This is a genomic window from Pedobacter sp. ASV28 (genome assembly GCF_016428855.1).
Classification (GTDB): domain Bacteria; phylum Bacteroidota; class Bacteroidia; order Sphingobacteriales; family Sphingobacteriaceae; genus Pedobacter.
Genome location: NZ_JAELTN010000007.1, coordinates 56362 through 82143 on the forward strand (window position 1 = coordinate 56362; position 25782 = coordinate 82143).

At 38.9% G+C, this 25782-nt stretch carries 26 protein-coding genes; 14 read left to right on the forward strand and 12 right to left on the reverse strand.

The window, feature by feature from the left end; translation table 11 throughout:
* Positions 1-7: 7 nt before the first annotated feature.
* The 5 genes from JHD79_RS04005 (at position 8) to JHD79_RS04025 (ending at position 4388) form a co-directional block, all read left to right on the forward strand.
* Positions 8-922, forward strand: coding sequence for a DUF4886 domain-containing protein (locus JHD79_RS04005; protein ID WP_199117912.1), 915 nt, complete (start codon positions 8-10; stop codon positions 920-922).
* A gap of 292 nt (positions 923-1214) precedes the next feature.
* Complete coding sequence (locus tag JHD79_RS04010; RefSeq protein ID WP_199117913.1) at positions 1215-2849, forward strand: T9SS type A sorting domain-containing protein; 1635 nt, start codon at positions 1215-1217, stop codon at positions 2847-2849.
* A gap of 215 nt (positions 2850-3064) precedes the next feature.
* Positions 3065-3697, forward strand: a complete 633-nt coding sequence (locus JHD79_RS04015; RefSeq protein ID WP_199117914.1) for a peroxiredoxin — start codon at positions 3065-3067, stop codon at positions 3695-3697.
* A 131-nt stretch (positions 3698-3828) separates the two neighbouring features.
* Positions 3829-4137, forward strand: a complete 309-nt coding sequence (locus JHD79_RS04020; protein ID WP_199117915.1) for a co-chaperone YbbN — start codon at positions 3829-3831, stop codon at positions 4135-4137.
* Between the two features lie 2 nt (positions 4138-4139).
* Positions 4140-4388 (forward strand): hypothetical protein, encoded by a 249-nt coding sequence (locus JHD79_RS04025; protein WP_199117916.1) that lies wholly within the window; start codon positions 4140-4142, stop codon positions 4386-4388.
* Positions 4389-4440: 52 nt separating this feature from the next.
* Here the strand turns inward: JHD79_RS04025 and JHD79_RS04030 are convergent, their stop codons facing one another.
* Complete coding sequence (locus JHD79_RS04030) at positions 4441-5271, reverse strand: N-acetylmuramoyl-L-alanine amidase (RefSeq protein WP_199117917.1); 831 nt, start codon at positions 5269-5271, stop codon at positions 4441-4443.
* A gap of 286 nt (positions 5272-5557) precedes the next feature.
* On the opposite strand from JHD79_RS04030, the gene JHD79_RS04035 reads away from it, so the two are divergent.
* Together JHD79_RS04035 and JHD79_RS04040 are read left to right on the forward strand one after the other, a co-directional pair.
* A complete protein-coding gene (locus tag JHD79_RS04035) occupies positions 5558-7219 on the forward strand; it encodes a Zn-dependent hydrolase (protein WP_233164553.1) in 1662 nt (553 codons plus the stop codon).
* Positions 7220-7470: 251 nt separating this feature from the next.
* A complete protein-coding gene (locus JHD79_RS04040; protein WP_199117919.1) occupies positions 7471-9903 on the forward strand; it encodes a TonB-dependent receptor in 2433 nt (810 codons plus the stop codon).
* A gap of 115 nt (positions 9904-10018) precedes the next feature.
* On the opposite strand, the gene JHD79_RS04045 is transcribed toward JHD79_RS04040, so the two are convergent.
* From JHD79_RS04045 to gltX, 8 genes are all read right to left on the reverse strand, one after another.
* Positions 10019-10381: a response regulator gene (locus tag JHD79_RS04045; protein ID WP_199117920.1), complete on the reverse strand. Its 363-nt coding sequence runs from the start codon at positions 10379-10381 to the stop codon at positions 10019-10021.
* Positions 10382-10392: 11 nt separating this feature from the next.
* Positions 10393-10953 (reverse strand): chemotaxis protein CheB, encoded by a 561-nt coding sequence (locus tag JHD79_RS04050; protein WP_199117921.1) that lies wholly within the window; start codon positions 10951-10953, stop codon positions 10393-10395.
* Positions 10950-11777 carry a protein-glutamate O-methyltransferase CheR gene (locus tag JHD79_RS04055; RefSeq protein ID WP_370583302.1) on the reverse strand — a complete coding sequence of 276 codons (828 nt, stop codon included), beginning with the start codon at positions 11775-11777 and terminating at the stop codon, positions 10950-10952. Before JHD79_RS04055 ends, JHD79_RS04050 begins: the two co-directional genes overlap by 4 nt.
* Complete coding sequence (locus tag JHD79_RS04060) at positions 11777-12151, reverse strand: response regulator (RefSeq protein WP_199117922.1); 375 nt, start codon at positions 12149-12151, stop codon at positions 11777-11779. Before JHD79_RS04060 ends, JHD79_RS04055 begins: the two co-directional genes overlap by 1 nt.
* Positions 12152-12158: 7 nt before the next feature.
* On the reverse strand, positions 12159-15755 hold the full coding sequence (locus JHD79_RS04065; protein ID WP_199117923.1) for a response regulator: 3597 nt from the start codon (positions 15753-15755) through the stop codon (positions 12159-12161).
* Between the two features lie 27 nt (positions 15756-15782).
* Positions 15783-16907 (reverse strand): hybrid sensor histidine kinase/response regulator, encoded by a 1125-nt coding sequence (locus JHD79_RS04070; protein WP_199117924.1) that lies wholly within the window; start codon positions 16905-16907, stop codon positions 15783-15785.
* A 103-nt stretch (positions 16908-17010) separates the two neighbouring features.
* Positions 17011-17853: a neutral zinc metallopeptidase gene (locus JHD79_RS04075; RefSeq protein WP_199117925.1), complete on the reverse strand. Its 843-nt coding sequence runs from the start codon at positions 17851-17853 to the stop codon at positions 17011-17013.
* A gap of 26 nt (positions 17854-17879) precedes the next feature.
* Positions 17880-19391 carry a glutamate--tRNA ligase gene (gene gltX / locus JHD79_RS04080; RefSeq protein ID WP_199117965.1) on the reverse strand — a complete coding sequence of 504 codons (1512 nt, stop codon included), beginning with the start codon at positions 19389-19391 and terminating at the stop codon, positions 17880-17882.
* Positions 19392-19618: 227 nt separating this feature from the next.
* On the opposite strand from gltX, the gene JHD79_RS04085 reads away from it, so the two are divergent.
* From JHD79_RS04085 to JHD79_RS04095, 3 genes are all read left to right on the forward strand, one after another.
* Positions 19619-20851 carry a HAMP domain-containing sensor histidine kinase gene (locus JHD79_RS04085; protein WP_199117926.1) on the forward strand — a complete coding sequence of 411 codons (1233 nt, stop codon included), beginning with the start codon at positions 19619-19621 and terminating at the stop codon, positions 20849-20851.
* Positions 20811-21314: a DinB family protein gene (locus tag JHD79_RS04090; protein WP_199117927.1), complete on the forward strand. Its 504-nt coding sequence runs from the start codon at positions 20811-20813 to the stop codon at positions 21312-21314. Before JHD79_RS04085 ends, JHD79_RS04090 begins: the two co-directional genes overlap by 41 nt.
* A gap of 110 nt (positions 21315-21424) precedes the next feature.
* Positions 21425-21856: a hotdog fold thioesterase gene (locus JHD79_RS04095; protein ID WP_199117928.1), complete on the forward strand. Its 432-nt coding sequence runs from the start codon at positions 21425-21427 to the stop codon at positions 21854-21856.
* 288 nt (positions 21857-22144) lie between these two features.
* Here the strand turns inward: JHD79_RS04095 and JHD79_RS04100 are convergent, their stop codons facing one another.
* The gene (locus tag JHD79_RS04100; protein ID WP_199117929.1) at positions 22145-22501 is read right to left on the reverse strand and encodes a DUF6249 domain-containing protein; all 357 of its coding nucleotides are present in this window, start codon (positions 22499-22501) and stop codon (positions 22145-22147) included.
* 135 nt (positions 22502-22636) lie between these two features.
* Here JHD79_RS04100 and JHD79_RS04105 point away from each other — a divergent pair, with 135 nt between their 5' ends.
* The 4 genes from JHD79_RS04105 to JHD79_RS04120 all read left to right on the forward strand — a co-directional run bounded on the left by JHD79_RS04105 (position 22637) and on the right by JHD79_RS04120 (position 24865).
* Positions 22637-23203: a Crp/Fnr family transcriptional regulator gene (locus JHD79_RS04105; protein WP_199117930.1), complete on the forward strand. Its 567-nt coding sequence runs from the start codon at positions 22637-22639 to the stop codon at positions 23201-23203.
* A 114-nt stretch (positions 23204-23317) separates the two neighbouring features.
* Positions 23318-23644, forward strand: coding sequence for a multidrug efflux SMR transporter (locus JHD79_RS04110; protein ID WP_199117966.1), 327 nt, complete (start codon positions 23318-23320; stop codon positions 23642-23644).
* A gap of 115 nt (positions 23645-23759) precedes the next feature.
* Complete coding sequence (locus tag JHD79_RS04115; protein WP_233164554.1) at positions 23760-24371, forward strand: RNA polymerase sigma factor; 612 nt, start codon at positions 23760-23762, stop codon at positions 24369-24371.
* Positions 24368-24865, forward strand: coding sequence for an anti-sigma factor (locus JHD79_RS04120; protein WP_199117931.1), 498 nt, complete (start codon positions 24368-24370; stop codon positions 24863-24865). The genes JHD79_RS04115 and JHD79_RS04120 overlap by 4 nt, the downstream gene beginning before the upstream one ends.
* Positions 24866-24903: 38 nt before the next feature.
* Here JHD79_RS04120 and JHD79_RS04125 read toward each other — a convergent pair whose 3' ends face one another.
* Positions 24904-25479 carry a DUF2911 domain-containing protein gene (locus JHD79_RS04125; protein WP_199117932.1) on the reverse strand — a complete coding sequence of 192 codons (576 nt, stop codon included), beginning with the start codon at positions 25477-25479 and terminating at the stop codon, positions 24904-24906.
* A gap of 113 nt (positions 25480-25592) precedes the next feature.
* The gene (locus JHD79_RS04130) at positions 25593-25775 is read right to left on the reverse strand and encodes a hypothetical protein (RefSeq protein ID WP_199117933.1); all 183 of its coding nucleotides are present in this window, start codon (positions 25773-25775) and stop codon (positions 25593-25595) included.
* Between the last annotated feature and the right edge of the window lie 7 nt (positions 25776-25782).

The window sequence follows — 25782 nt, forward strand, 5'->3', positions numbered from 1 at the left end:
TTATAGTATGAAATTCTTTAAACTAAAAATTAGTGTACTTTTTGTAGTATTGGCCTCTTTCTTTTTTAGTAAGGCCGATGCTTTTTATCTGTCTGGTCAGGGTGTTAATATTACGTTCGATAAACCCAATAAAGATAGTGTCATTAGGATATTGGCCATAGGAAATAGTTTTTCGGAAGATGCTATAGAATATTATCTATTTGGTTTGGCAAAAGCGGGTGGCTATAAAGTGATTATCGGTAATCTTTATATTGGAGGGGCTCCATTGGACCTACATTTGCAAAATGCAAAAGAAGATAAACCCGCTTATGAATATAGAAAAGTTGGGCTGGATGGTAAAAAAGAACGTTTCCCTCAAACCTCAATAGCGAAAGCTTTGGCCGACGAAAACTGGAATTTCATTAGTTTCCAGCAATCTAGTCCAAAGTCTGGGCTGTTTGAAACCTATGTAGAGCCATTGCCTTTGCTGTTTAATTATGTAAAAGCAAAAGCAACCAATCCAAAAGTTAAATATGTGTGGCACCAAACATGGGCCTATGCACAGAATTCAACGCATAACGGTTTTGTGAGTTATAATAAAGATCAGGCTCGAATGTATGCGGGCATTGTAGATGCTTCCAAAAAGGTGATGAAATTGATCCCTTTTGATGTCTTGGTGCCTAGTGGCACGGCTATCCAGAATGCGCGTACGTCATTTCTTGGTGATCACCTGTGTAGGGATGGCTACCACTTAGACTTAAATATTGGCCGTTATATAGCTTCTTGTACTTGGTATGAAGCCATATTTAGGAAAAATGTTATTGGAAACACCTTTAGGCCCGAGAAAGTGACGGAAAAAGAAGCTGAGGTCGGTCAAATTGCCGCCCATAAAGCGGTTAAAAAGCCTTATAAGGTAAGCCAACTTAAAGAATTTTCGAATTAATCAGTGAAGATTCATTTTTTTTCAATCCAGAGAATTTATTGATTGGAAGTTTCTGCTAGGTCTCCTTGTGGCAATAGCTGCAATTTGTTGCGGTTTGTTGAAAATAAATGTGCGGTTTTTTGCGTTTTTACAAATTCTTTTTTGTAATATTACTTAACAAACAAACTGCTTTATAGCGATTTAAACTTTTATGGACTTGAAATGCGGATTATTGCAATTCTTAAATTGTAGCTAAGTCAGCATAAGTAGTTTTTTGTAAAACAACCTATTCAACAATCAAAAATTAAATCGTATGAAAAAACTTTTACTTTGTTTAATGCTTGCTTCCACAAGTTTTATTTCATTTTCGCAGACTGTGCCTTTGACCACAAATTGGTCAATTTTAAGTGGAAATCCTAGTTTTACTAGCTTGGGCTTATCTAATGCGGCTAGTATTGCTTATGATGGTACAGGTCATAAATTATATGTGGCAGATAGGAATGCTCCTCAAATTAAAATATTACAGCTAAACCCTCTTAATTTAGGTAATTACACTATATCGGGAAATTTAACAATAAAGGCTGATTGGTTGGGCACTTTTAAGTTTAATAAAATAAGGGTTGCAACAGATGGCGCAATCTATGCAACCAGCTTATATAATGCAGCTAGTGCCACTACGGCGGGTAAACTTTATATTTACAGATGGGAAAATGATGCAGATACAGAACCTAGCTCTTTTGAGCTTAATGTAACTGGACGCTTTGGAGATGCACTGGCTGTTTACGGAACTGGCGCTAATACAAAAATTTATGTGGGCGGATCGGGGACCGGTATTGCCCCAAATAATGTGCAGGACAAGATGTTGGTTTTAGGTTTTGATGTAAACAATAAAATCGTAGTCCAAAATATTGTATCGGTAGGTGGAAACAACTTTTCGAGAGGGAGTATATCTCCAATTTCGGATACAGAGATTATCATTAATGGACCTCAAAGTGTAGGGATAAGAAAAATCAAATTAAATCCAGACTATACGATTGCGGATACAAAAGTATTGTCTTCAACGGTTTTGGATGCTCTTTATTCGAATGCACAGTATTTTGAAAGCGGAATCAAAAAATATATTGTTCTATCTGGTTCTGTGATAGGAAGCGCTCCCGCTAGTAATATTGGGGTAAGAATGAGGGTGGTAGATGTGACTTCTGCCCTTTCAGGGCTTGCTTCCTCTGCGACTTTAAGTTCTAGTGCAGAACTGTACAGCGAGACTCCTGCGGCGGTGAGTGGCGGTTCAAATCCTAATGGTTATGCCGATGTTGTAATTCGAAAAAATGCTGATGGAACTCATACCTTCTTTCATTTGGTGTATGGACATGGTCTTGCTTCTTATACAACTGATGGCACACTTCCGGTTTCCCTAAGCTCATTCAATGCCGCTTTGGTAAAAGGTGAAAGCACGTTAACTTGGTCAACCGCTTCAGAAACAAACAACAAAGGTTTTGAGGTGTTAAGATCTACAGATGGTAAAAGCTTTTCAGTGGTAGATTTTGTCGCTTCTAAGGCTGCTAACGGAAATTCTTCCACTTCCTTAAATTATAGCTATGTTGATCGTAAGGCGCAGTCAGGCATCAGCTATTACCGCTTAAAGCAGATAGATCTTAACGGCACTTCAGAGTTGTTCGACCAAATAAAAAGTGTGAACTTGATATTAAACGCAACAGCTGTTCAGGTTTATCCAAATCCGGCGACTTCTTATGTCAAAGTGAAAACGAGCACAACAGATTTTAAAAATCTTAAATATGACCTTTTTGACCTGAACGGAAAACTGGTACTGAGCGAAAAAGGAAAAGATACAGAACAAGAACTTTCCCTAAAAGGATTGGCCCCTTCTGTATACTATCTGAAAGTTAGTACCAACACAGAGCAAAAAATGGTAAAAATCATTAAAAATTAATTGTAAGTCTGATTTTTTTTAAGGGCCGCCTAAATTAGGCGGCTTTTTTTGTGGCGGAACAAATAGATAGACAAAAACTAATCTGCTAAATTAAACTATAGTTTTTGTCTATATGTGTATCAAGATTAAGTATGGCCAAATGATGAAAATCAATTGTTCCTGCCCAAGTTTTGGCTTATCTTTGCGGCAAGAAAAAAATAAAATTTATAAATATTATGAGTTACGTAGGTAAAAAATTTCCAAGTATTAGTGTAGATGCGATCTCAGAAATGGGAGATAATTTAAAGATCAATGTATTTGAAGAAGCGGTAAAAAACAACTCTAAAGTATTGTTGTTCTGGTATCCAAAAGATTTCACTTTTGTTTGTCCGACAGAACTTCATGCTTTTCAAGCAGCTGTAGAAGATTTCAAACAAAGAAATACGGTAATAATTGGCGCATCATGCGACACCAATGAAGTTCATTTCGCGTGGTTAAATACAGCTAAAGATAACGGTGGTATTGAAGGCGTAACTTATCCATTAATTGCAGATACACACAGACAATTGGCAGGTACTCTAGGTATCCTAGATCAGGAAGTTGAATATACAGAAGAAGGCGAAGAAGTTTTCTCTGGCTCAAATGTATCTTACCGTGCTACCTACCTCATTGACGAAACCGGAAAAGTATTCCACGAAAGTGTAAACGATATGCCTTTGGGTAGAAATGTAAGAGAATACTTGCGTTTAATCGATGCATATGCGCACGTACAAAAACACGGTGAAGTTTGCCCTGCTAACTGGGAAGAAGGAAAATCGGCAATGAATGCAACCAGAACTGGCGTTGCAGAGTACTTAAGTGCCAACTAAGCAAAAGCTTGCAAATAATAGCAGATGCTGGAGGCCTTTCAGCATCTGTTTTCAAAACATTAACTATGCGATTTTTTAAACTGGCACAAGACTAAAAAGTTTGTGATTGCATAGCTATTAAATTTTATATTATGTTTTTAGAATTAACAGAAGATAGTTTAAGCCAATACCTTTCCAGCAATCCGAAAGTAATGGTGCAATATGCCGCTTCATGGTGCGGAAACTGCCGTATCATGAAACCAAAGTTTAAAAAATTAGCTTCAGAAAATGAAGAGGTCACTTTTTTGATCGTTGATGCAGAGAAATTTCCAGAGTCGAGAAAATTTGCAAAAGTTGATAACCTGCCAACCTTTGCTGCGTTTGAAAACGGATCGCTGGTAGATCAGGTACAAACTAATAAAGCAGAAGTTTTAACAGATTTATTTGCCAAAATAAAGTAATTATGAAAGTTCCAGTAATAAGACAGTTTTTTGAAAACTCAAGCCCGGAGCAATTAAATGCAACACTAGAAGTATTGGAGGCTTTTTGCGAGTTTAGAGGGGTAAGCGAAGCAGAAGTTGACGTTGCAGGTGAAATGATTACCAATATCTGTGGTGCTTTAGAAGTACACGAAAGTGTGAAAAGCGGATTGGAGCCTCGTGAAGCTTTAAATGCTTTTTCTCAGAAAGTAATGGGCTCTATTGATAGATAATATTCAAAGCCTAGAAATAAAAAAGGTCCTGATTTTTCAGGACCTTTTTTGTTTATAAAGATTTCTTATACAAATTATAAAGGATCTGTTTGTCAAAATCTGTCAACGTTTGCGTAATATCTGTTTGCACAAAGTGGATTTTAAATGCCTCGATAGCATAATTTAAGCGTTGTACATTGTAGCCAATGATCCTGAGCGCTGCGGTGGTATCAAAGTTTTCGGGAGGAGTCTCCATTACGTCGTCATACCATAACCCAAATCCTTTTTGGGCCAAGGTTTTCCAGGGAAAGTTTTTTGGATCGTTTTTTCTGCCAGGAGCAAAGTCGGCATGCCCTATGAAATTAGCGGTGGGAATACTATACTTCTTTTTAAGCGTAGCCAGAACAGCACATAAACTGTTAATTTGAGCCTCTGTCCAAGGGTCTGTGGTCCCGTTGTTATCCATTTCTATACCAATAGAGCACGAGTTCATATCAGTAACACTGCCCCATTTGCCTGCTCCCGCATGCTGGGCCCTTAGGTAATCGTTGACCATCTGCACTACTTTTCCATCTCTTCCAATGACATAATGGGCACTGGTACCTGTACGGGTAAGCGTAAATGTCTTTAATGTTTGGTCGGTAGAGTTTTGTGCGGTATGGTGGATGATCACAAAATTAGGCTTACGGATGCCCATATTGGTAGTGCCTACAAAAGATTGTTCATTAAATAGCGAATCTATTCTTTGGTTCTCTGGCGGCATTGCCTTAATGAGCTTAGAAAAATCTTTGGCATTTTTTTTATATACTTTATCGCTTTCCTTGTATTTGTACGTACTGCAGCTGGCTAACAATACACAGGAAAAAAGGAGCAAGGCCTTGTAGGAAATCTGGTGAATATGCATTTGGTTGATTAGTTTGCCCTGACTTTCGCCAAGAAATTAGATTAAATTATTGATGGATATATTTTTTACTAATTTAGTGCATTCATATAAGATCCGAAAGAAGAATATTTATGCAAAAGCAATCAGGACTTTATCACCCAGTAGATCAATGAACAACGTTAGGATACTGGCCTGTGGCAGACCATGCTTGATGGTCAATTTAAAAATAAATTGAGCTTATGGATTCATTAAAATGCCTAAAAACAGATAGATTACCCTTAATAAATTTGAACAAATGAGAATAAAGATGAATTTAGTTAAAGGCCTTTTTGCAGCATCGGCTTTGGTTACTTCAGTCACAGCATGCACCAGCAATAGCAATAACCAGGAAAATTCAGAGAAAAAAGACCTAGATTCATTACAGGAATATGTAGCACAAAGATTGCCTATTTACGAGAAAGTAAGGTTAAGTACAAATCTAAATCTTTTAACGATCAGTGAGCGTAAAGTTCTTCCCTTGCTCATTGAGGCTGCTCAAATTATGGATGAATTATTCTGGAAACAAGCTTATCCACAACGAGATAGCCTGCTGGCCAGTATTAAGGATGAAAAAACGAGAGAATTTGTTAAGATCAACTACGGCCCATGGGACCGGCTGAATGGCGATAAGCCTTTTGTGAATGGCGTTGGTGAAAAACCGATAGGGGTAACCTTTTATCCATTGAACATGACTAAGGAGGAACTGGAAAAATCAGATGTAAAAGACAAACATGGCCTATATTCGGTCATCAGGTACGAAGATGGCAAATTGGTTTCCATTCCCTACCATATTTATTTTGCTACAGAGCTACAAAAGGCAAGTAGCTTATTAAAGCAGGCCGCATTGCTAACCGATGATCCCGGATTTAAAAAATACTTGAACCTTAGGGCTGATGCTTTGGTGACAGATAACTATACGGCAAGTGATTATGCTTGGTTGGACATGAAGAACAACGGTTTGGATATCATTATTGGTCCGATAGAGAATTACGAGGACAAATTATTCAACGCTAGGGCTTCCTTTGAGAGTTATGTGCTGGTAAAAGATAAGGAATGGAGTAAACGTCTGGCTAAATATGTTTCGATGCTTCCTGAGCTTCAAAAAGGACTTCCTGTAGAAGCTAAATATAAAAAAGAAGTGCCCGGTACAGATTCGGAACTTAATGCATACGATGTAGTGTATTATGCCGGAGATTGTAATGCGGGATCGAAAACCATCGCCGTAAACTTACCGAACGATGAGAAAATCCAACAGGAGAAAGGAACAAGACGTTCTCAGTTGAAAAACGCAATGAAGGCCAAATTTGATAAGATTTTGGTGCCTATAGCAAATGTATTGATTGATAGAGACCAGCAAAAATACATCAAGTTTGATGCTTTCTTTTCTAATGTAATGTTTCATGAAGTGGCCCATGGCCTGGGCATAAAAAATACTGTGAATGGAAAAACAACTGTTCGAGAAGCTTTACAAGAACAATACTCTTGGTTAGAAGAAGGTAAGGCAGACGTTCTGGGCTTATATATGGTTACCGGCCTACTTAAAAAAGGAGAGCTTACCGGAGATATTAAAGATTATTATACTACCTATATGGCCGGTATTTTGCGTTCTGTTCGTTTTGGAGCATCAAGTGCCCATGGGAAAGCCAATATGCAATGTTTCAATTTCTTTCAGGAAAAGGGTGCATTTGAACGTACAGCTGCAGGTACTTATCGCGTTAACTATGATAAGTTTGCCATAGCCATGAATGAACTGAGCAACCTTATCATCACGCTACAGGGAAATGGGAATAAAACAGCCGTAGAGCAGGCACAAAAAGAAAGAGGAGTGATTAAAGCTGAACTGCAAGCAGATTTGGATAAACTGAGTAAAAAAGGCATCCCTGTAGATGTTATTTTTGAACAAGGGGTAGATGTTCTGGGTATGAAGTAGAAATTTTATTTTTTAAAAAAAGCGGTTTGAACATGTTTTAGGCCGCTTTTTTTGTGCGTTTTGAAATCGCATAGAGAAAAAAGTGAAAATTTATTGTAACCTTTTGTAAATCTCTATCGTCTACATGCTACAAACTATTAAGAAGGCTTTTTGCCTTTTAGAAAACTAAGCTAAAAATTTTTAGAAGTAAAAATACGCTAATAACGTAATGGGATTTTTATGCCCAAAATTAAACGATAATACATACACAAATGAAGAAGATATACTTTTTGTTAATTACTTTTTTAACGTCAATGGCACTAAGTGCCGAGGCAAATTATGGGAGACAAACCGATGTGAACGGTACTGTTTTAGACGAACAGCGCAAGCCTATCGATTATGCTACAGTAGGACTGTTTAAGGCAACAGATTCGTCATTGGTAAAAACAGCGATGACTACGCCCGACGGTAAGTTTAATTTTCCAAATGTGGCTGCAGGTAGCTATTACATCAAAATTAATATGATGGGCTATCAAATTTATAAAGGAAAATCTTTTACGATAGCTGTAAGCAGCCTAACCTTGCCGGAAATATTGTTAATAGCCAATAGCAAAACCTTAAATACGGTAAGCATTACGGCAGTAAAGCCACTTTTAGAGCGGAAAGCAGATAAGATGGTCATGAACGTAGAAAACAGCTCGGTAGCGGTTGGCTCTTCGGCATTGGAAGTTTTACAGCGAGCACCAGGCGTTACGGTAGACCAAAATGACCGTATATCAATGCAGGGAAAACAAGGGGTATTGATTATGCTAGATGGCAAGCAAACCTACATGAGCCAAGCTGACATTGCCAATTTGCTGAGGAACATGCAAAGCGCTGAAATTGAAACGATCGAGTTGATCACCAACCCGTCGTCCAAATATGATGCTTCTGGAAACTCAGGCATCATTAATATTAAAACCAAGAAAGCAAAAAGCGGTGGCGCTAACGGTAGTTTTAATGCTGGCATGGCTTATGGTAAAAACTTGAGGGGAAACACAGGATTAAACCTGAATTACAGAAGCAAGAGCGTAAACGTTTTTGGCAGTTATAACTTTAACAAAGGTGCAAGAAGCAACAGAATAGATATAGACCGTATTTCGAAAGGTACTGATATTACTTATTTTTCGCAAAAGGGCGAAGACGATCGGGATTTCGAGAATAATAATTTTAAGGTTGGGGCAGATTTTTTCTTAAACAAGAAGAATACGATTGGCATATTAGCTACCGGATATTTGAACAGTGGGCTAGAGAAAGCTTATAATAAGACACTTATTGGCAAAACATTCTCTCAAATAGATTCGGTTTTAAACTCTAACAATACGCAAAAATCGAGCTACCGGAATTTTGCTTACAATTTAAATTATAAATCGGTGTTAGACACTACGGGGCAGGAGCTTTCTGCCGATGCAGATTATTCTAGGTATCAAGGAAAAGACCATGCAGAGTTGGTGAACGAGCTATTATATCCAAACGGTTTGTCGGTAAAACCAATTGGACGTTTAAGAAATAATAGTCCAAGTACGATTGATATTAAGGCAGTTAAAGTAGATTATACTTTGCCCATTAATAAAACCACAAAATTTGAAGCGGGCATAAAAAGCAGCTGGGTAGAAACAGACAATGATTTACGTGCCGAAGAATGGAAAAGTGATACCTGGCAAAATGATGTGCGTAGGAGTAATCGCTTTGTGTATGATGAAAATGTAAATGCAGCCTACGCCAATTTCAACAAACAGTTTAAAAGGACAAGTGTGCAATTGGGGCTCAGGGTAGAACAAACAAATTCAACTGGTAACCTCATTACCACTAATAATATCGTAAAGCGCAGTTATTGGGATTTCTTTCCCACCGTTTTTGTTCAACAGACCCTGTCCAAAAATAATCAAATCGGTTTCTCTTATGGCAGGCGTATAGATAGACCTAGTTACGACGATTTAAACCCTTTTATCTACTATTTGGATCAATATACCTATAACAAAGGAAATCCTTTCTTAAATCCTCAGTATACGCACAATTTTGAGGTTTCTTATACCTTTATGCAGAAGTACTTCCTTAATGTGCACTATAGTAAGGTAAATGATGCCATAACACAGGTGATCTTACCAGATGCCGAACAAAAAGCATTATATCAAACCAATGCAAATATTGCCGAAAACATAACCTATGGCGTAAATTTGACTATACCTGTCAAAATAGCTAAATGGTGGAATATCAACAATAACCTAAACGTTTTCCATTTGAGCTTCGAAACCCCGAATTTGGCAGGACAAACCTTGAAGACAGGGCAAACCTCCTATCAGGTACGTATACAGAATAGTTTCATTATTGTAGATGGGTTAACTGCTGAATTTAACGGAAATTATGAATCACCTTTGGTATATGGTACCTTGAACATGCAATCAAGAGCATATGCAGACCTTGGGCTCAGCAAGTCGTTGTTAAATAAGAAAGCAAGCTTAAAATTTGCGGTATCGGATGTTTTTGATACGAACAGAACTAGGTTAAAAAGTGCCTATACAGGATTGGATTATAGCCTATACCAAAAGAACGAAACACAATTGTTCAGATTAAGCTTTAGTTATAGGTTTGGAAAGAATGAAGTTAAACCGGCCCGTCGCAGGTCTACTGGAACAGAGGCTGAACAAGGTAGGATGAAAAACTAAGAGTAACCGCTCGTAAGTTTTAAAAACCTACGAGGGGTTTTGTTTTTTGGTAAATGATTAAACGAATCCTATTCATAAATGCTATATTGGTGGGCAATGGGGTTTAGATCTTTTCTTATTCTCCAATTGTCGATGTTATAATGGTCTCCAAAGCTTCGATATCGAAAGGTTTAGCTAAATAGGTGTCTGCCCCAGCAGTTTCTGCCAATGCTTTGATATCATTGTTGGCCGAAAAATAAATAACGGGAATGTTTTTGTAGACTGGATGTTTTTTGATCATTTGAGTGGCTTCCACTCCGCCTAGATCTGGTAGCCAGTTATCCATTAGGATAATATCAGGCTCAAATTCGGCTACTTGCTCAATGATATGATTAGAGCTTTGTGAAGTTTTGATTTCATAGCCGGCATCCTCTAGAATTAAGGAACATAGTTCTAAGATATCCTGGTTATCGTCAAAAATAAAAATTTTTTTACCCATGTTGTTAATGATTAGGAGATGGAGTTAATATAAGCAGGCATTTCTTCAATCTTTAGAATGTTGACATTGGTTCTTAAAATGGCCTGTTCTGGCATGTAAGATACCTGAGCAGAACTGGGTTCTTGTGCTAAGGATATGCCGCCGAATAAGTTGTTGGTAATTAAGCCATTTACCCCATCGGCATTAGAGCCCGAAAGTAGAAGACAGACCAAGCCATCATGGTAGGCTTCTGCGGCAGATTGAAAAGTGACATCGATAGAAGGACGTGAATAGTTGACCTTTTCAGAATAGTCAAGGGAAAAGGTAAAGTCCCTTTCTATCAATAAATGATAATCTGAAGGAGCAATATAGATATTGCCATTTAAAATGGGCTCTTTTTCTTCTGCCTCCTTAACTTTTAGCACTGTTCTATATGATAAAAGATCTGTTAGGAGGGAGTCCATGCCTTGCTTACGGTGCACTACCACAATGATGGGGAATTGCACATTTGGGTTCAGCTCTGGAAGTACTTTTAAAAGCACATCTAAGCTACCCGCAGAACCTCCTATAATTAATGCCCGGCGTTTCGTCATGTGCTGGTTTTCCTCCATATTTTTTCTGTACCCACCCTTTTATACCTGCTGGATATAGGGGAGAATTCTATGGTCTCTTTGGAGCCCAAGGCGAGATAGCATAAGTTTTCTAAACTCTGGTCAAACAGTTGCAGTACGTTAAATTGTAAGCTTCTATCAAAATAGATGAGCACATTTCTACATAAGATTAGCTGAAATTCATTAAAAGAATGGTCGGAAACAAGATTATGCGTAGAAAAGATCATTTTGTTCTTTAAATCGGGATCGAATTTCGCCAAAGAATAGTTGGCAGAATAATAGGAAGAGAAATCCCTTTTGCCTCCTGCAGCAATATAGTTCTCCGAATAGCTTTTCATCTGGCTAAGGGGGAACATACCCTGTCCTGCTTTTTCTAAAACAGAGGGGTTAATATCTGTTGCGTAGATCAGCGATTTGTTGAGCAGGTTGAGCTCTTCTAAAAGAATGGCCATGGAGTAGACCTCTTCTCCTGTAGAACAGCCCGCTAACCATATTCTGATAAAAGGGTAGGTATTTAAGCTGGGCAGAATATGTTCCCTCAATACCTTATAAAAGGATGGGTCCCTAAACATTTCGGTAACGTTTACCGTAATACCTTCTACAAAATGTTTAAAATATACCGCATCGTTCAGGGTTTTATACCTGAACTCGGCAAAGCTAAGGTGCTTGTCCAGGTTGTACAATCTGGAAATCCTCCTTTTTAACGAAGCCCTGGAGTAGCCTGTAAAATCATAGCCATGATGTTCTAATACATCATTGATTAAAATTTCTGTTTGTTCATCGCTTATGGCTCCAGAATAAGGCACTATAAATAATGGTTTAGTAGATTAACGAGTTCATCAATATTCACTGGCTTTGAAACATAGCCTACTGCTCCTGCATTTAAACAGCGTTCTCTATCGCCAAGCATGGCTTGTGCGGTTACCGCAATTACTGGAATTGATTTTAGGGCGCTATCGTTTTTCATTTTTGCCAAAGCTTCATATCCATCCATTTCGGGCATCATCATATCTAATAACACTACACCAATATCTTTGTTTTGTAGAATAATATCAAATCCTTCAGCAGCGCTATTCGCAGCTATACAACTATATTTTTTTGCCGTTAAAACAGCCTTCAGTGCAAAGATGTTTCGACTATCATCATCAATAATTAAAATTTTATTCCGCTTATCACTCATACTGTAATTAAACTTTGTCGTATAACCATACCCTTAATAAGGAAATCAATTGATCTATATCTACGGGTTTCGAGATATAATCAGAAGCTCCTGCCGCAATGCATTTTTCTCTATCGCCCATCATAGCTTTGGCGGTTACGGCCAATATGGGAAGGTTTTTGTGTTCTGGAAGGCTCCTGATTTGTTTTGTGGTCTCATATCCATCTAGCTCAGGCATCATCATATCCATTAATACTGCATTTACCTTAGGGTTCTCCTTGAGAATGGTCAAGGCCTCTTTGCCATCGGTTGCGGCCAGAACCTTCACTTTATGATGTTCAAGTGCCTTGGTAATGGAAAAGATATTTCTAACATCATCATCGGCAACAAGAATTACCTTATCCTTTAGGATATCGTTGAGATTTTGTAAGGTCGAAGTTTTTTCTTTAATGGCTTCGTTACCTTTCTCTTCTACCAAATGAAGGAATAGAGCGGCCTCATCCAAAATGCGCTGGTAGGAATGGGCGGTTTTAACTACGATCGAATCCGCATATTTTTTAATCCTGGTTTCTTCTCCCTTTGATAAGTTTTTGCCTGTAAATATAATGATAGGTAGGTTTTCCAATCCTTCACTCTTTTTAATGGTTTCCAGCGTTTCGTAAGCATTTTTATCTGGAATGCCCATGTCTAAAATTACGCAATCTACCTGCTTTTGCTTTAGGGCTTCAATGCTTTGGGCAATATTGGAGGCTACAATAGTCTGTAGGTTCGAATTGCTTAAAAAATAGCTTAGGGCCTTTGCATGCTGCTCGTTTTCTTCAACGATTAATACTTTTTTAGGATCTTTGCTCAAGGCTTTTTCCAATTTTTCGAAAATCTGCTTCATGTGCTCCAGTGCAAAAGGCTTGTTGATAAAGTCAACGGCACCTTTAAGCAGACTTTCTTTTTTAACGGAGAGGGAAGACATGATATGAACCGGAATGGATCTGGTTAAAGAATCCGATTTCAGTTCATCCATTACCTGCCATCCATCTTTTACGGGAAGTTGAATGTCCAATAGGATGGCTAAAGGATGGTAGGTTTTTGCCATTTCTATCCCTACGTCTCCACGAACAGCAACTATACCCTTATACCCCCTTTTTCGAGTAAAATCTAATAATGTTTTTGCGAAAAAGGTATCATCCTCTATGATCAGGATCGCTTTATCGTCTTTTGTTAGCATTTCTCGATCATCCTCAATGTCGGCAGGGATTTTGTCTACAACAAAACTTTCAGATGGAATAGCTGCGGGGTTTTCTTCTTCTTTTACTGCTTTAATTTCCCTTAGGGCCTGATCATTGATGGCCTCTACCGCTTTATGATTGTTAATATCTGCAGGAATGGTCAAGGTGAAGTTGCTCCCAAAATTCTCTTGACTTTGCAGTTTAATGTCTCCTCCAAGAAGTTTAGACAATTCTTTACTAATGGAAAGGCCTAGGCCAGTTCCTCCAAATTTACGACGTGTAGATCCATCGGCCTGTTGGAAAGCTTCGAATACCAAGTTTTGTTTTTCCTTGGCAATCCCAATGCCGGTATCGCTTACCGAAAACGATAGCGATTTATGGAGGTCATTGTAGGAAATAGATAGACCTATTTCCCCTTTTTTGGTGAATTTAAAGGCATTGGACAGGAGATTCTTTAAAATTTGTTCCAATCTCATTTTGTCGGAAATAAAATGATGGGGAACATTTTCGTTTACGGCAATTTTGAGGTCTAATTTTTTGTCTTTTGCTATCGGACTGAATAAGGATTGCATGTCGGTCACCAATTCTTCTATGGTCAAGGTGTCGATTTCCAGCTCCATTTTTCCAGCCTCGATTTTAGATAGGTCTAAAATTTCGTCTATGAGACTTAAAAGACCCTGTCCAGAGCTTTGGATTACAGCAGCATATTCTGTAAATTCTTTATCCAAATTTTCGCTGTCTGCCATCAATTTAGATAATAGTAAAATAGAGTTAAGCGGTGTTCTTAGCTCATGTGACATGTTGGCCAAAAATTCAGATTTATATTTGGTGCTCTGCTCTAATTGCTCGGCCTTTTGCTTAATCTCATTATTTCTGTCCAGAATAAGCTGGTTTCTTTCTTCAAGTAGGCTGCTCCTTTCCTCTAGTTCCTGATTGCTCTGTAAAAGCTCTTCTTGTTGTACGCGCAATTCTTCTTCCGAGGCCTGTATTTTTTGTGTCTGTGCCTCAAGTTCGGCATTTAAGGCCTCTAGTTCTGTATGCTGAGCCTGTAGCTCCTCAGCCTGTGCCTGGGTCTCTTCCAGAAAATCTTGTAGTTTTTTCCTGCTTTGGGCAGCGTGTAAAGCAATCCCAATATTGGTCGAAATGTTGTTTAGAAACTCTAGCTTTCTTGGAGTATAAACATTTAGTGAGGCAATTTCTATTACGCCCATAGGGATGCCATGCCTCATAATAGGGAATGCGATGACATTTACTGGCTTGGTTTCGCCTGTAGCGTAGCTGATCGTGGATTCGTTATCGGGAATCTGATCTAAAAGAATCAGCTTTTCAGATTGCATTGACTGTCCAATCAAACCTTCTCCTAGGGCAATTCTGTTCTTTTTTTGCTGTATTTCTAAGGCATATCCATTTACCAAATGGAGCAATTTGTCGTCTTCCAAGATATAGAATGCGCCAACAAAACTTTTGGTGTGCTCAATAACTGCCGTTAGGATATCTTGGGATAGGGCATGGATATCTTTTTCTCCAACCATTTGGTCATTAAGTTTGGCAATACCGGTTTGTAGCCAGTCTTTATCTTCCAGCAGGCTAAAAGAATATTGTAGCGACTCTGCCATATTATTTAACGAGCCAGATAAACTTCCTAAGCCATCATTTGAATTTTCTTCCAGTCTTGCCTTATAATTTCCGGTTGATATTTGAGCAGCGATGTCTTTAATGGTATCGATCCTTTTCGAGGTATCTTCATTAAGGCTTTGCAATTGCTGAAATAGCTCTACACGCTCATTGAATTCGGAAGTTACTTTTCGGTAAAAGAAGACCGTGCTTAAAATAGACAGCATGGCTGCAAGAACAATAAGTAACGGCGCATAATTTGAAAGTGCGTTCATTTCTGATGTTCTAGCACTCAAAGACCTCTTTTCTTCTTCTTTTATGTCCTTGATAATGGTTCTGGCATTGTCCATATAGCGCTTGCCATCCAGTAATACTTGCTCTGATATAGATTGATTGGTTTTTTTAAGATCTATAACATCGTTCAGGATATCCAATCTTTTCTCAATGATGTTTTTTAGTTCATTCAATTTTCTTTGTTGATAGGCATTTTCTTTTGTGCTGGTAAACACCTTATCAAAAAGCGCCTGTGTCTTTTCCCGACTGCCAATATAAGGATCGAGAAAAACCCTGTTTTTGGTCAACAAAAATCCTCTTTGCCCAGTTTCAGCATCTTTTAACGTAGAAATAATGTTGTCTATGTCGTTGATGATTTCGTTACTTTCTACCACCAGATCTACACTTTTTACCAAGTTTTTAATACTGATGTAGGAGGCTAGGGAGCTCACGAATAATAAGAGGAGCGATAATCCGAGGCCAATGCGTAGGTTATTTTTTAAAGATAGTTTCATTAAATTAAAATGGCTTTTATTTAAAGATTAAACATCTAATTCAGATTGTTGGATGGGTATGGTGAAATAAAATTCAGAACCCTCACCATACACACTGGTCACATTAATTTGTCCGTTATGTCTTTTGATGATTTCTGATGAAATATAGAGGCCTATACCCAAGCCCTGAAATCTGTGGGAAGTTTCTTCCACTCTATAAAACTTTTCAAAAACAAATTGTAGCTGATCTGGCAACATGCCTATACCATAATCTTTTACGGCCAGATATAACAATCCTTCCTTTACTTCTAAAGTTAATAAAACTTCACTGGTGCCGGGAGCATACTTAATGGCATTGGTCAAAAAGTTTACGATTACCTGCTCTATTCGCATTTCATCGGCATATATTTTACAATCGGCCCTTCCCTTTCTGATAATGGTAAACTCTGGATTGGATTGGTGGATGACCTCAATGATGTTATCTATCAGTTGGTCTATATCGAAATATTGTTTGGTAAATTTAAGTTTGCCGCTTTCTATTTTCGACATGTCCAGCAGGTCGGCAATGAGACCGTTCAGTTTTTCCAGCTGGATGTGTGCCTTGGACAGGTGTTTTTTTACCGTTTCAATATCGCCTTTGTTGATACTTCTTTCCAACAGTTGAATATAACCTTTTACACTGGTAAGCGGTGTTTTTAATTCATGGCTAGCAATGCTGATGAATTCATCCTTTTTGCGTTCGGCTTCTTTTCTGTATTCTATTTCTTCTAATAAGGTTTTCTGAATTTCGCTCAGTTTCCTACTTTGTTCGTAAATGCGGTAGAAAGTTTTGATTTTAAGTAATAGAATGTTGATGTCGACGGGTTTGGTAATATAGTCGAGACCTCCCGAAGAGTAGCCCTTGGCAATAAAGCGGAATTCGGTATTGGCGGCAGAAAGGAAGATAATTGCCGTTTCTTTTGCCTTGCTATAACCTGAAATTACTTCAGCTACTTCAAAGCCGTCCATCTCTGGCATTTGTACATCAAGGATGATGAGGACGTATGATTTTTTAAGGACTTTTTTAAGGGCTTCTTCTCCTGAACTAGCGGTATCTACCTCAAAACCATGTTTTTCTAGAACGTTTTGTAAAGAAATCAGATTTTCTGGCGTATCATCTACAATTAAGATCATTCCCAAATGTAATCAAAAATGATTTTAAAAAAATCTATTTAAGGCTTAAATTTATTAAAAATGGGATATCGATGTGCCAGAAAACTTCCATTAAAGGGACTGTTTAAAGCGAAGCTGAATTAAAGGTATCGCCCTGCTTGATATCTCCTGTTTCGAAACCTTTTTTAAACCAAAATACTCGTTGGGCAGAGGTGCCGTGGGTAAAGGAGTCTGGTACCACCTCTCCAGTAGCCTGTTTTTGAAGCCGATCATCGCCAATGGCATTTGCTGCGGTCAGCGCTTCTTCGAGATCTCCTGCATCCAGCCTAAAGTCTTTTAGGTTTTGTGCATGGTGAGCCCATAGGCCAGCATAAAAGTCTGCCTGTAGCTCAAGCATTACCGACAATCTATTATACGCTACCTTGCTCATTGTCCTTCGGGCCCTTTCCATTTTTTCTGAGGTGCCTAATAAATTTTGGACATGGTGGCCAACTTCGTGTGCTATGACATAAGCTTGGGCAAAATCTCCTGCAGCTCCAAATCTGTTTTTAAGCTCATCATAAAAGGAGAGATCAATGTAAACTTTATGGTCGCCAGGACAGTAAAAAGGACCAATAGCTGAGCTGGCATTGCCACAGGCAGACTGCACTTGGTACTCGAATAATCTTAATGTAGGTTGTTCATATTGCAGACCAAGTTCGTTAAACTGTTGCTCCCAGACCTGCTCGGTAGATTCAAGTACACCTGATACGAATTTTTTTTGCGGGTCATCTTCGGGAAAGCTCCCTTTTTTAACGTTGGTTTGCTCTGAGGTAAGGGGTAGCTGTCCCACTAATCCTGTGAGGTCTTTCCCCATAAACAGGCCGATAATCACAATAATGATACCCAGACCGCCGCCAAGGGCAATCTTGCCCCCGCCGCCTCTGCCATCTTCTACGTTGTTGCTGCCTTTACCAAACCACTGCATAGTATATAAATTAAACTTAAACCAATTTAGGAATTAAATTCTGCAATACCTCGTTCAATTCTATTTGAAGTTTCCTTTTTGCCTAAAAGTTTAACGATGTCGAATACGCCCGGGCCAAATTTGCCACCTACCAGCATTATGCGTAAAGGCAACATTAGCTCTCCCGCTTTTAGGCCTTTAGTTTCTGCAAGGGCTTTGAATTGAGCTTCTAGTTCGGAAGCTGCTAATTCGGGATCAAGAGAAGCGCCAAATGAGTGGAAGAAATCTGCTTTCTCATTGTTCCATTTTGGTTTTACGGCAGCGGAGTCATAAGTTGTTGGCGGCGCAAAGAAATAGGCACTTTGGGCTATAAAATCGGGAATGAGAGCACAACGATCTTTTATTAAATCAATAACAGTCAGCAAAAAGGTTTCGTCTGTAATTTTGATATCCGATTTCTGCAGTTCATTTTTAACGATTGGAGCTAAATGCTCGGCACTTTCGGCCTTAATCCACTCGTGGTTAAACCACTTTGCTTTTTCAAAATCGAATTTTGCGCCTGCTTTACTAATTCTATCGATGGAAAAGGCCTGTTTTAGCTCTTCCAAGGTAAACAACTCTTTGTCGGTGCCATCATTCCAGCCCAATAAGGCCAAAAGATTTACAAAAGCCTCTGATAAAAAGCCCAGCTCCTTAAACCCCTTGGTAAGGTCTCCTGTTTTTGGATCGATCCAGTTCATGGCATAAACAGGAAAACCCAATCGGTCTCCATCTCTTTTGCTGAGCTTGCCATTGCCATCGGGTTTTAAGATTAGGGGCAGATGGGCCCACTCTGGCATTTCATGCCCCCAGCCCAGGTATTTCCAAAGTAGAATGTGTATGGGAGCAGAGGGAAGCCATTCTTCGCCCCTAAAAACATGGGAAATCTGCATGGCCTTATCGTCTGCCACAACCGCCAAATGATAGGTTGGCATACCATCGGCCTTTAAGAGTACTTTGTCGTCTACCAAATTGGTGTCAAAACTTACCACTCCCCTGATCATGTCGGTAAAAGTAACCTGCTCATCAGTTGGCATCTTAATGCGAACTACATGGGGTACGTTTTGGGCAAGTAGCTCACTCACCTCATTTTGTGTAAGGGTAAGTGAATTGCGCATTTGCATGCGGGTTTTTTGGCCATATAAAAAATTGGGCTGTTCGTTGCGTTTTTCGCTTAGTTCTTCTGGGGTGTCAAAAGCATAATAAGCATAGCCGCTTGCAATTAATTGTTCGGCATATTGCTTATAAGATGGTTTCCTTTCACTCTGGCGGTAGGGACCAAAAGCACCAGGTTGCTGGGGGCTTTCATCTGGAGTAATGCCACACCAATTTAAACAGTCTACAATATATTCCTCGGCACCTGCTACAAAGCGGGTCTGATCAGTGTCTTCAATTCTAAGGATAAAAGTTCCATTATGTTTTTTTGCAAAAAGATAATTGAACAGGGCAGTTCTTACGCCCCCCAAATGCAACCCGCCAGTTGGGCTTGGTGCAAATCTAACTCTAACTTCTTTATTCATGGTGGTGTTTTGTTGAGCGAAAAGCGGAGGGCGAAAAGCATGGATAGGCTTATCACTCTGCGCAAAAAACGCAAGACACGACAAAGATATGTTTTTCATCTGTTTTTATATTGTTTTCATCGGTGATGAAGCTCCTATGCCTTTTAAAAATGATTGATTGGGATTTTGAAAAAGCATAATGGTTTTGTGGTTTTTCCGTTTTGATATTGTATTTTGGCAATTGAAAAATGAATCCCTATCAAAAAAAGCGGCGTTGGAAATTCTTTTTGCTGGTCTTTGCCATAGTAATAGGCGCAGCTTCCGTTTTCTATTCAGATTTTTTTGTTAAAAAAATGGAAAGGGAAGAGGCTACCCAGTTCTTGTTATGGGTAAAGGTTGCAGAGCAACGGATGAAGATGTACGACAACGAGCAGCTCACCGAGGTTTTTGAAACCATAAAAAAGAACAATAAGATGGATGTGATCGTTACCAAGAGAGATGGGAGCATTTTTACTTGGGACGGTTTGGACACGACCAAAACATTCTATAATGTGGCAGATCAAGGAAAACAATACGATTCGCTATATTTTGTAAGGCAATTGGCAAAGATGAAGGGACAGCACTTGCCGGCTAGGATGCAGGGGATTGATGGGGAAGAGCTGATCGCCTACTATAAAGATTCGACCATACTTACACAATTAAGGTTTTTTCCATATATCCAATTGGGGGTAATCGGGCTGTTCCTGATCATCGCCTATGTTGGTTTTAGTGCGGCAAGAAGAGCCGAACAAGACCAGGTATGGGTGGGTATGGCAAAAGAAACGGCCCATCAGTTGGGCACGCCAATTTCTTCTTTAATGGCCTGGGTAGAGCTGATCAAGTCGAGGTTCGAGGCCGAAAATGATCCCCTAGTGGCCGAAATGGAAAATGATATCCAACGTCTGGAAATCATCACCGATCGGTTTTCAAAGATTGGTTCTAAGCCCATTTTGGAAGATCATGTAGTGTTTGTGGTGATCAGCAATTTTGTAGATTATTTTAAGATCAGAACATCAGATAAGATCACTTTTGTAATTACCGGCGATAAACAGGTAAGGGCAATGCTCTGTGTGCCACTTTTTGACTGGGTAACAGAAAACTTATTGAAAAATGCCGTTAACGCTATTGATAACGATGGAACCATCACCATTAATATTATAGAAAATCTGGCAAAGGAAGAGGTTTTTATTGATGTTTCTGATACGGGAAGGGGAATTCCGAGGTCTAAGTTCGATACTGTGTTCCAGCCGGGGTATACCACCAGGAAGAGAGGTTGGGGCCTGGGGCTATCATTGACCAAAAGAATGGTAGAGAATTACCATGGTGGCCAAATTTTTGTCAAAGACTCTGAAATGGGCAAAGGCACTACCTTTCGAATTATTTTAAAAAGTAGCATAACTTATGAACCAACCACAAATACAGGAATACCCACAGTGGTATAAAAGATATATTGATCTTGTTGAAGGCAACGTTCTGGAGGTATTGGAGAGACAAGGGCCGGATTTTGCTGGTTTTCTTGGCTGTATTGCTGAAAAAGCAGATTATGCCTATGCGCCAGGTAAATGGACCATAAAAGAAATGGTTGGCCATGTTATAGATACCGAACGCATTATGGTTTTTAGGCTCACCAGCTTTGCCAGAGGCGAAAAAGCACCTCTTCCCGGATTTGAAGAAGACGATTATGTCATAAATGCCCACTTTAAAGACCGTACCTTAATAAGCCTTTCTGAGGAATTTGAATGTCTAAGAAAAGCCAATCTTTTTTTATTCAGATCTTTAAACGAAGAAGAACTTAATAGATCTGGGAATGCAAATGGCAATGAAATATCAGTAAGGGCATTGGTTTTTATTTTGGCCGGGCATGTGATGCACCATACTAACATTATTAAAGAGCGATATTTATAATCGTCCGAAGTCGGAGGTCCGAAGATGGATGACATTATAAAAAACACTCAATTTAGCTTTATTATATACTTTAACATTGGATATCGGACATCCGACTATACACGCTGAAAATGATTTGGTTTAAAGAATTTACGCCTGAGATGTTGAATAGCAGGTCCAAAAATCACATTGGTGCATTATTGGGGATTGAGTTTACGGAAATAGGAGAAGATGATGTATGTGCCATCATGCCAGTTGATGAACGAACCCATCAGCCGGCGGGTATTCTGCATGGAGGGGCATCGGTAGTGCTGGCCGAAACCTTGGGTAGTATTGCTTCTTATATGTGCATTGATCCAGATAGGTACCTGGCAGTGGGTTTAGAGGTCAATGCCAATCACATTAGGCCAGTAGCCTCCGGATTTGTAAAAGGCGTTTGCAAGCCCCTGCATATTGGCGGAAAAACCCATTTGTGGGAAATTAAGATTTATAACGATAAAGGAAAAATGAACTGTGTAAGTCGTTTAACTGTAGCCATTCTGCCTAAACCTAAAGATCAATAAAATTAACCCTGTTTGCAGCGTTTATGATGAAAGAAACTTTCGAAGAAGTAGGTTTATTTTGTCGTCTGTTTCTGTATTGAATGATCTAATTAAGGTGAGTTCGGGATAAGAAACGGTCTTCATTTTATGGGTACTAGTCGCTAAACCCACGTCCAGCTGTAAGACTGGCCATTGAAGCGAAAATAGCTTGAAACGCAAAGCTTTACTTTTTTGACCTTGCTTAATCCGAACTCACGTTAATCGATGTTGATTGATGATACGCTTTTTGGGACAAAAGCTACTTTTCTGTTATTGTTTGTCTAGCCATTTTTTCTCGATAATGTAGGAAATAACCAATCCTAGTCCCCCGAAAATAAGGACACTGCCAAAATAAACAGCTACAGCTTGGGCCTGTTGGCTCTCATTCAGGGTTTCGCCAAATATTCCCCTTACCGTAAACAAGGCTACGATCAATCCCAGCCCTAGGCCTATCAATAGGAGACCAAATTTAAGGCTGAGGAAAGGAGTTGGCGTTGATTTTTTCGTGCCTGGATCTATTCCTCTTTCGATCATGGCCATTTTTTCTTTGTTGGATAAATATCTGATGCCGAATATCATGGCAAAGGTGCCGATGAAAAAGGTAATGGGTACTAATTCTCCACTCATGATTTTATTATTTTTTGTTAAACATTCTATTTGCTATGAACCGTGTTCTGATGGTTATGACAACAAGAAAAAAAAATAGGTTACACACCACTGCGAAAAAATATAACACTTACCTTTATCCAAAAACAAAACGTTTTGGATAATATCCTAAAAAAGATCGATGCGATATTTTGCTTGCCTTTAAGAGAAAAAGAAATTCTTCTTTCACGGCTAGAGAAGGTAGAGTTGCCCAAGTGCCACCTATTGATGAGTACGGATAAAGTAGAACGTTATGTTTATTTCATAGAGAAAGGAGTAGCAAGGGCTTATTGCAATACCGAAAAAAAAGAAGTGACCATATGTTTTGGTGAAGAAGGAGATGTAATGCTTTCGTTTCTAAGCTTCTTTAATGGGCAGCCAGGTTATGAGTTTATTGAACTTCTGGAAGATAGCACCCTGTACAGAATATCCAGCCAAATATTACAGAAGCTCTATGCAGAACATATTGTTTTGGCCAACTGGGGCAGAAAATTTGCGGAACAAGAACTGTTAAAAACAGAAGAACGCTTTATGTCGCTGCAGTTTAAAAATGCAACACAACGTTACCGGGAGCTTTTAGAAAAACAGCCTTCTTTAATACAAAGGGTACCATTAGGACAAATCGCCTCGTATTTAGGCGTAACTCAGGTTACCTTAAGCCGAATTAGGGCAGGAATTAAATAACATAAGTTCGGTAAAGCCTCAGTTTTAATCCTTTTTCCATGAAAATGGTGTTTTTTTAACATTTGTTAAAGGAAAACATAAAATTAGCCGCGATTTTTGCAGAAAAATAAAATGATGAATTGGATAATATTAATTATTGCAGGACTTTTTGAAGTGGCTTTCGCTTCTTGTTTGGGCAAAGTAAAAGAAACAAGTGGTGCCGAAGCGGCGTGGTGGTTTGTAGGCTTTTTGGTTTCCTTGACCATTAGTATGCTGTTGTTAATCAAGGCCACCCAAACTTTACCCATTGGTACTGCATACGCCATTTGGACTGGTATTGGAGCAGTAGGAACCGTGTTGATGGGTATTCTATTTTTTAAAGATCCTGCCAGCTTTTGGCGTATATTCTTTATCACCACCTTAATTGGTTCTATTATTGGGCTGAAAGCGGTTTCGCATTAATTTGGGTTGATGGCTTAAATTGGTTAATTCTAAATAGTTGAGCTATGGGTCGGTTAACCGATCTCAACGATTAAATAGTTAACCCACTACAATTTTTGTAAATTGCTGTAACCCGATGGTAAAAGAAAGCGTCATAAGGTTACTTATGCAGCAGGTAAATACAGATCTAGATTTAATCAATGCAGTGTTGTTGGGCAATACCGCCCATTATGCATTATTGGTTAAGCGTCATCAACGGTTTGTTTTTACCTTGGCATTGCGCTTTGCTAAAAATAGGGAAGATGCAGAAGAAATAGCACAAGATTGCTTTGTAAAGGCCTATAAGGCCTTAGGTACTTTCAGGCAGACCTCGAAGTTTACAACCTGGCTCTACACCATTACCTATACCACGGCAATGACCTTTTTAAGGAAAAGAAAATTGGATACCAGTTCCATCAACGATGAGGAACATGTACTGCAGCTTGCAAATGAGCATACTTCTTTTAATGCAGACCAGGTAGAACGAAAGTCGACCTATAAATACCTGAACGAAGCCATTGATATGCTCTTACCTGATGATGCGGCCATCATTACTTTGTTTTATAAAGGGGAGCAGAGTCTGGAAGAAATTGGCATAGCTTTGGCCATGGAAACAAACACAGTGAAGGTAAAATTACATAGGGCAAGGCAGAGGCTAAAGGAAAAGCTGCAGGTTTTATTGAAACACGAGGTAAATGAATTGATATGAATATACGGGAAGAACAACTTTGGAATTATATCGATGGCTTTTGTACGGATGCCGAGAAAGTTGAGGTTGAAGACGCATTAAACAACGATAAAGAGCTTTTAAAACATTATGAGCAGTTGTTGGCCATCAGTAAGCAGCTTGGCCAGTTGGAAGCAGAAGAACCTTCCATGTCATTTACGCGGAATGTAATGGAATTGGTGGGGCAAGAGATGGCGCCTATATCCTTAAAAACAAAGGTTGACCGTAGAATTGTTTATGGCATAGCGGCATTTTTTGTGCTGTGCCTGTTGGTTATTTTATGCTATGCATTATATACTGCAAGGCCAGGTTTTTCTTTTGGAATGCCCAAAGTGCATTTGGCACTAAATTTAGAAGGTTGGTTTAGCCGTACAGCATTATATGCCTTTCTTTTTGTAGACTTGGTATTGCTGCTTATTTATTTCGATGCCTACCTTAGGAAAGGCAGGGATATGGCACAAAAAAAGGAAGAATGAGGTTTCTTCCTTTTTATTAGATTAGCTAAATCATCAGCTTATTTCTTAAAGTTAATGGGCAATTCAATTTGTGTACTGTCCCAGGCAGCAATAAGGTTAGCACCTTCAGCAGAATCTGAAAAGGTGATGGAAAATACATCCAATACTTTATCTAATTTGATGATCGGAACTTCCACCCTAACTACATCTTTTTTTTCATCGTAAGAAAAAGCACCCCATTTATCTGTTTGTTGATTAATGATCATTGTCCATTTATCTTGGCTTGGGATAGCGAACAATGAATACCTGCCAGCTTTTATTTTTTTGCCTCCAATATGTACTGTTTTAAAGAATGTAATCTCCGTACTCTCATTTGCGCCTAATCGCCAAACTTTATCAAATTGTTCCAGTACGCCAAAAATTTCTCTTCCTTTTTTTTGGGGACGAGAGTATAATATCCTCATAATGGGATCGATATGCTCTTTAGATTTTGTGGTATTTAAAGGATAATAGACCACATCTAATGGACTGGCATCCGTTTTTGGAAAGGTTACAGCATTTCCGTTAGGTGCATTTTGCGCATTAGCCACAAACGAGCCAAGGGCAAATAACACCAGTAAGCTTAATTTTTTCATCAAAACGTGAATATTTTTAATGATGATGAAGCTAGCTTGGCTGGTTTCATCAAAATGTGGATTGGTTGTGTGATCCTGATTTTGTGTTTTTCTAAGCCAGATGTTTGCAGAAATTAATATTCTCTGCCCTTTACAATCTTGTTCAAAAATACACCACCAAATATTAAACCAATGATCGCGCCTATTAAAAGGTAGCCAATATTTAAGGTTACGGCCGAGAAGGCTAAAACAAAAGCCAACATTCCAATTACATACCAAACCCAATCAAAATTGTTTTTATTTTCTGTAGTGCTCATTTCATTA

Coding starts and splice junctions, on each gene's coding strand:
- JHD79_RS04030 (WP_199117917.1), bottom strand. CDS start 5,271: ATGCATATTCACCAGATTTCCTACAAGGCCTTGCTCCTTTTTTCCTGT.
- JHD79_RS04025 (WP_199117916.1), top strand. CDS start 4,140: ATGAAAGTTCCAGTAATAAGACAGTTTTTTGAAAACTCAAGCCCGGAG.
- gltX (WP_199117965.1), bottom strand. CDS start 19,391: ATGAATAAAGAAGTTAGAGTTAGATTTGCACCAAGCCCAACTGGCGGG.
- JHD79_RS04005 (WP_199117912.1), top strand. CDS start 8: ATGAAATTCTTTAAACTAAAAATTAGTGTACTTTTTGTAGTATTGGCC.
- JHD79_RS04070 (WP_199117924.1), bottom strand. CDS start 16,907: ATGATCTTAATTGTAGATGATACGCCAGAAAATCTGATTTCTTTACAA.
- JHD79_RS04065 (WP_199117923.1), bottom strand. CDS start 15,755: ATGAAACTATCTTTAAAAAATAACCTACGCATTGGCCTCGGATTATCG.
- JHD79_RS04110 (WP_199117966.1), top strand. CDS start 23,318: ATGAATTGGATAATATTAATTATTGCAGGACTTTTTGAAGTGGCTTTC.
- JHD79_RS04015 (WP_199117914.1), top strand. CDS start 3,065: ATGAGTTACGTAGGTAAAAAATTTCCAAGTATTAGTGTAGATGCGATC.
- JHD79_RS04060 (WP_199117922.1), bottom strand. CDS start 12,151: ATGAGTGATAAGCGGAATAAAATTTTAATTATTGATGATGATAGTCGA.
- JHD79_RS04125 (WP_199117932.1), bottom strand. CDS start 25,479: ATGAAAAAATTAAGCTTACTGGTGTTATTTGCCCTTGGCTCGTTTGTG.
- JHD79_RS04100 (WP_199117929.1), bottom strand. CDS start 22,501: ATGAGTGGAGAATTAGTACCCATTACCTTTTTCATCGGCACCTTTGCC.
- JHD79_RS04020 (WP_199117915.1), top strand. CDS start 3,829: ATGTTTTTAGAATTAACAGAAGATAGTTTAAGCCAATACCTTTCCAGC.
- JHD79_RS04120 (WP_199117931.1), top strand. CDS start 24,368: ATGAATATACGGGAAGAACAACTTTGGAATTATATCGATGGCTTTTGT.
- JHD79_RS04075 (WP_199117925.1), bottom strand. CDS start 17,853: ATGCAGTGGTTTGGTAAAGGCAGCAACAACGTAGAAGATGGCAGAGGC.
- JHD79_RS04010 (WP_199117913.1), top strand. CDS start 1,215: ATGAAAAAACTTTTACTTTGTTTAATGCTTGCTTCCACAAGTTTTATT.
- JHD79_RS04050 (WP_199117921.1), bottom strand. CDS start 10,953: ATGACGAAACGCCGGGCATTAATTATAGGAGGTTCTGCGGGTAGCTTA.
- JHD79_RS04045 (WP_199117920.1), bottom strand. CDS start 10,381: ATGGGTAAAAAAATTTTTATTTTTGACGATAACCAGGATATCTTAGAA.
- JHD79_RS04130 (WP_199117933.1), bottom strand. CDS start 25,775: ATGAGCACTACAGAAAATAAAAACAATTTTGATTGGGTTTGGTATGTA.
- JHD79_RS04085 (WP_199117926.1), top strand. CDS start 19,619: ATGAATCCCTATCAAAAAAAGCGGCGTTGGAAATTCTTTTTGCTGGTC.
- JHD79_RS04040 (WP_199117919.1), top strand. CDS start 7,471: ATGAAGAAGATATACTTTTTGTTAATTACTTTTTTAACGTCAATGGCA.
- JHD79_RS04090 (WP_199117927.1), top strand. CDS start 20,811: ATGAACCAACCACAAATACAGGAATACCCACAGTGGTATAAAAGATAT.
- JHD79_RS04115 (WP_233164554.1), top strand. CDS start 23,760: ATGGTAAAAGAAAGCGTCATAAGGTTACTTATGCAGCAGGTAAATACA.
- JHD79_RS04035 (WP_233164553.1), top strand. CDS start 5,558: ATGAATTTAGTTAAAGGCCTTTTTGCAGCATCGGCTTTGGTTACTTCA.
- JHD79_RS04095 (WP_199117928.1), top strand. CDS start 21,425: ATGATTTGGTTTAAAGAATTTACGCCTGAGATGTTGAATAGCAGGTCC.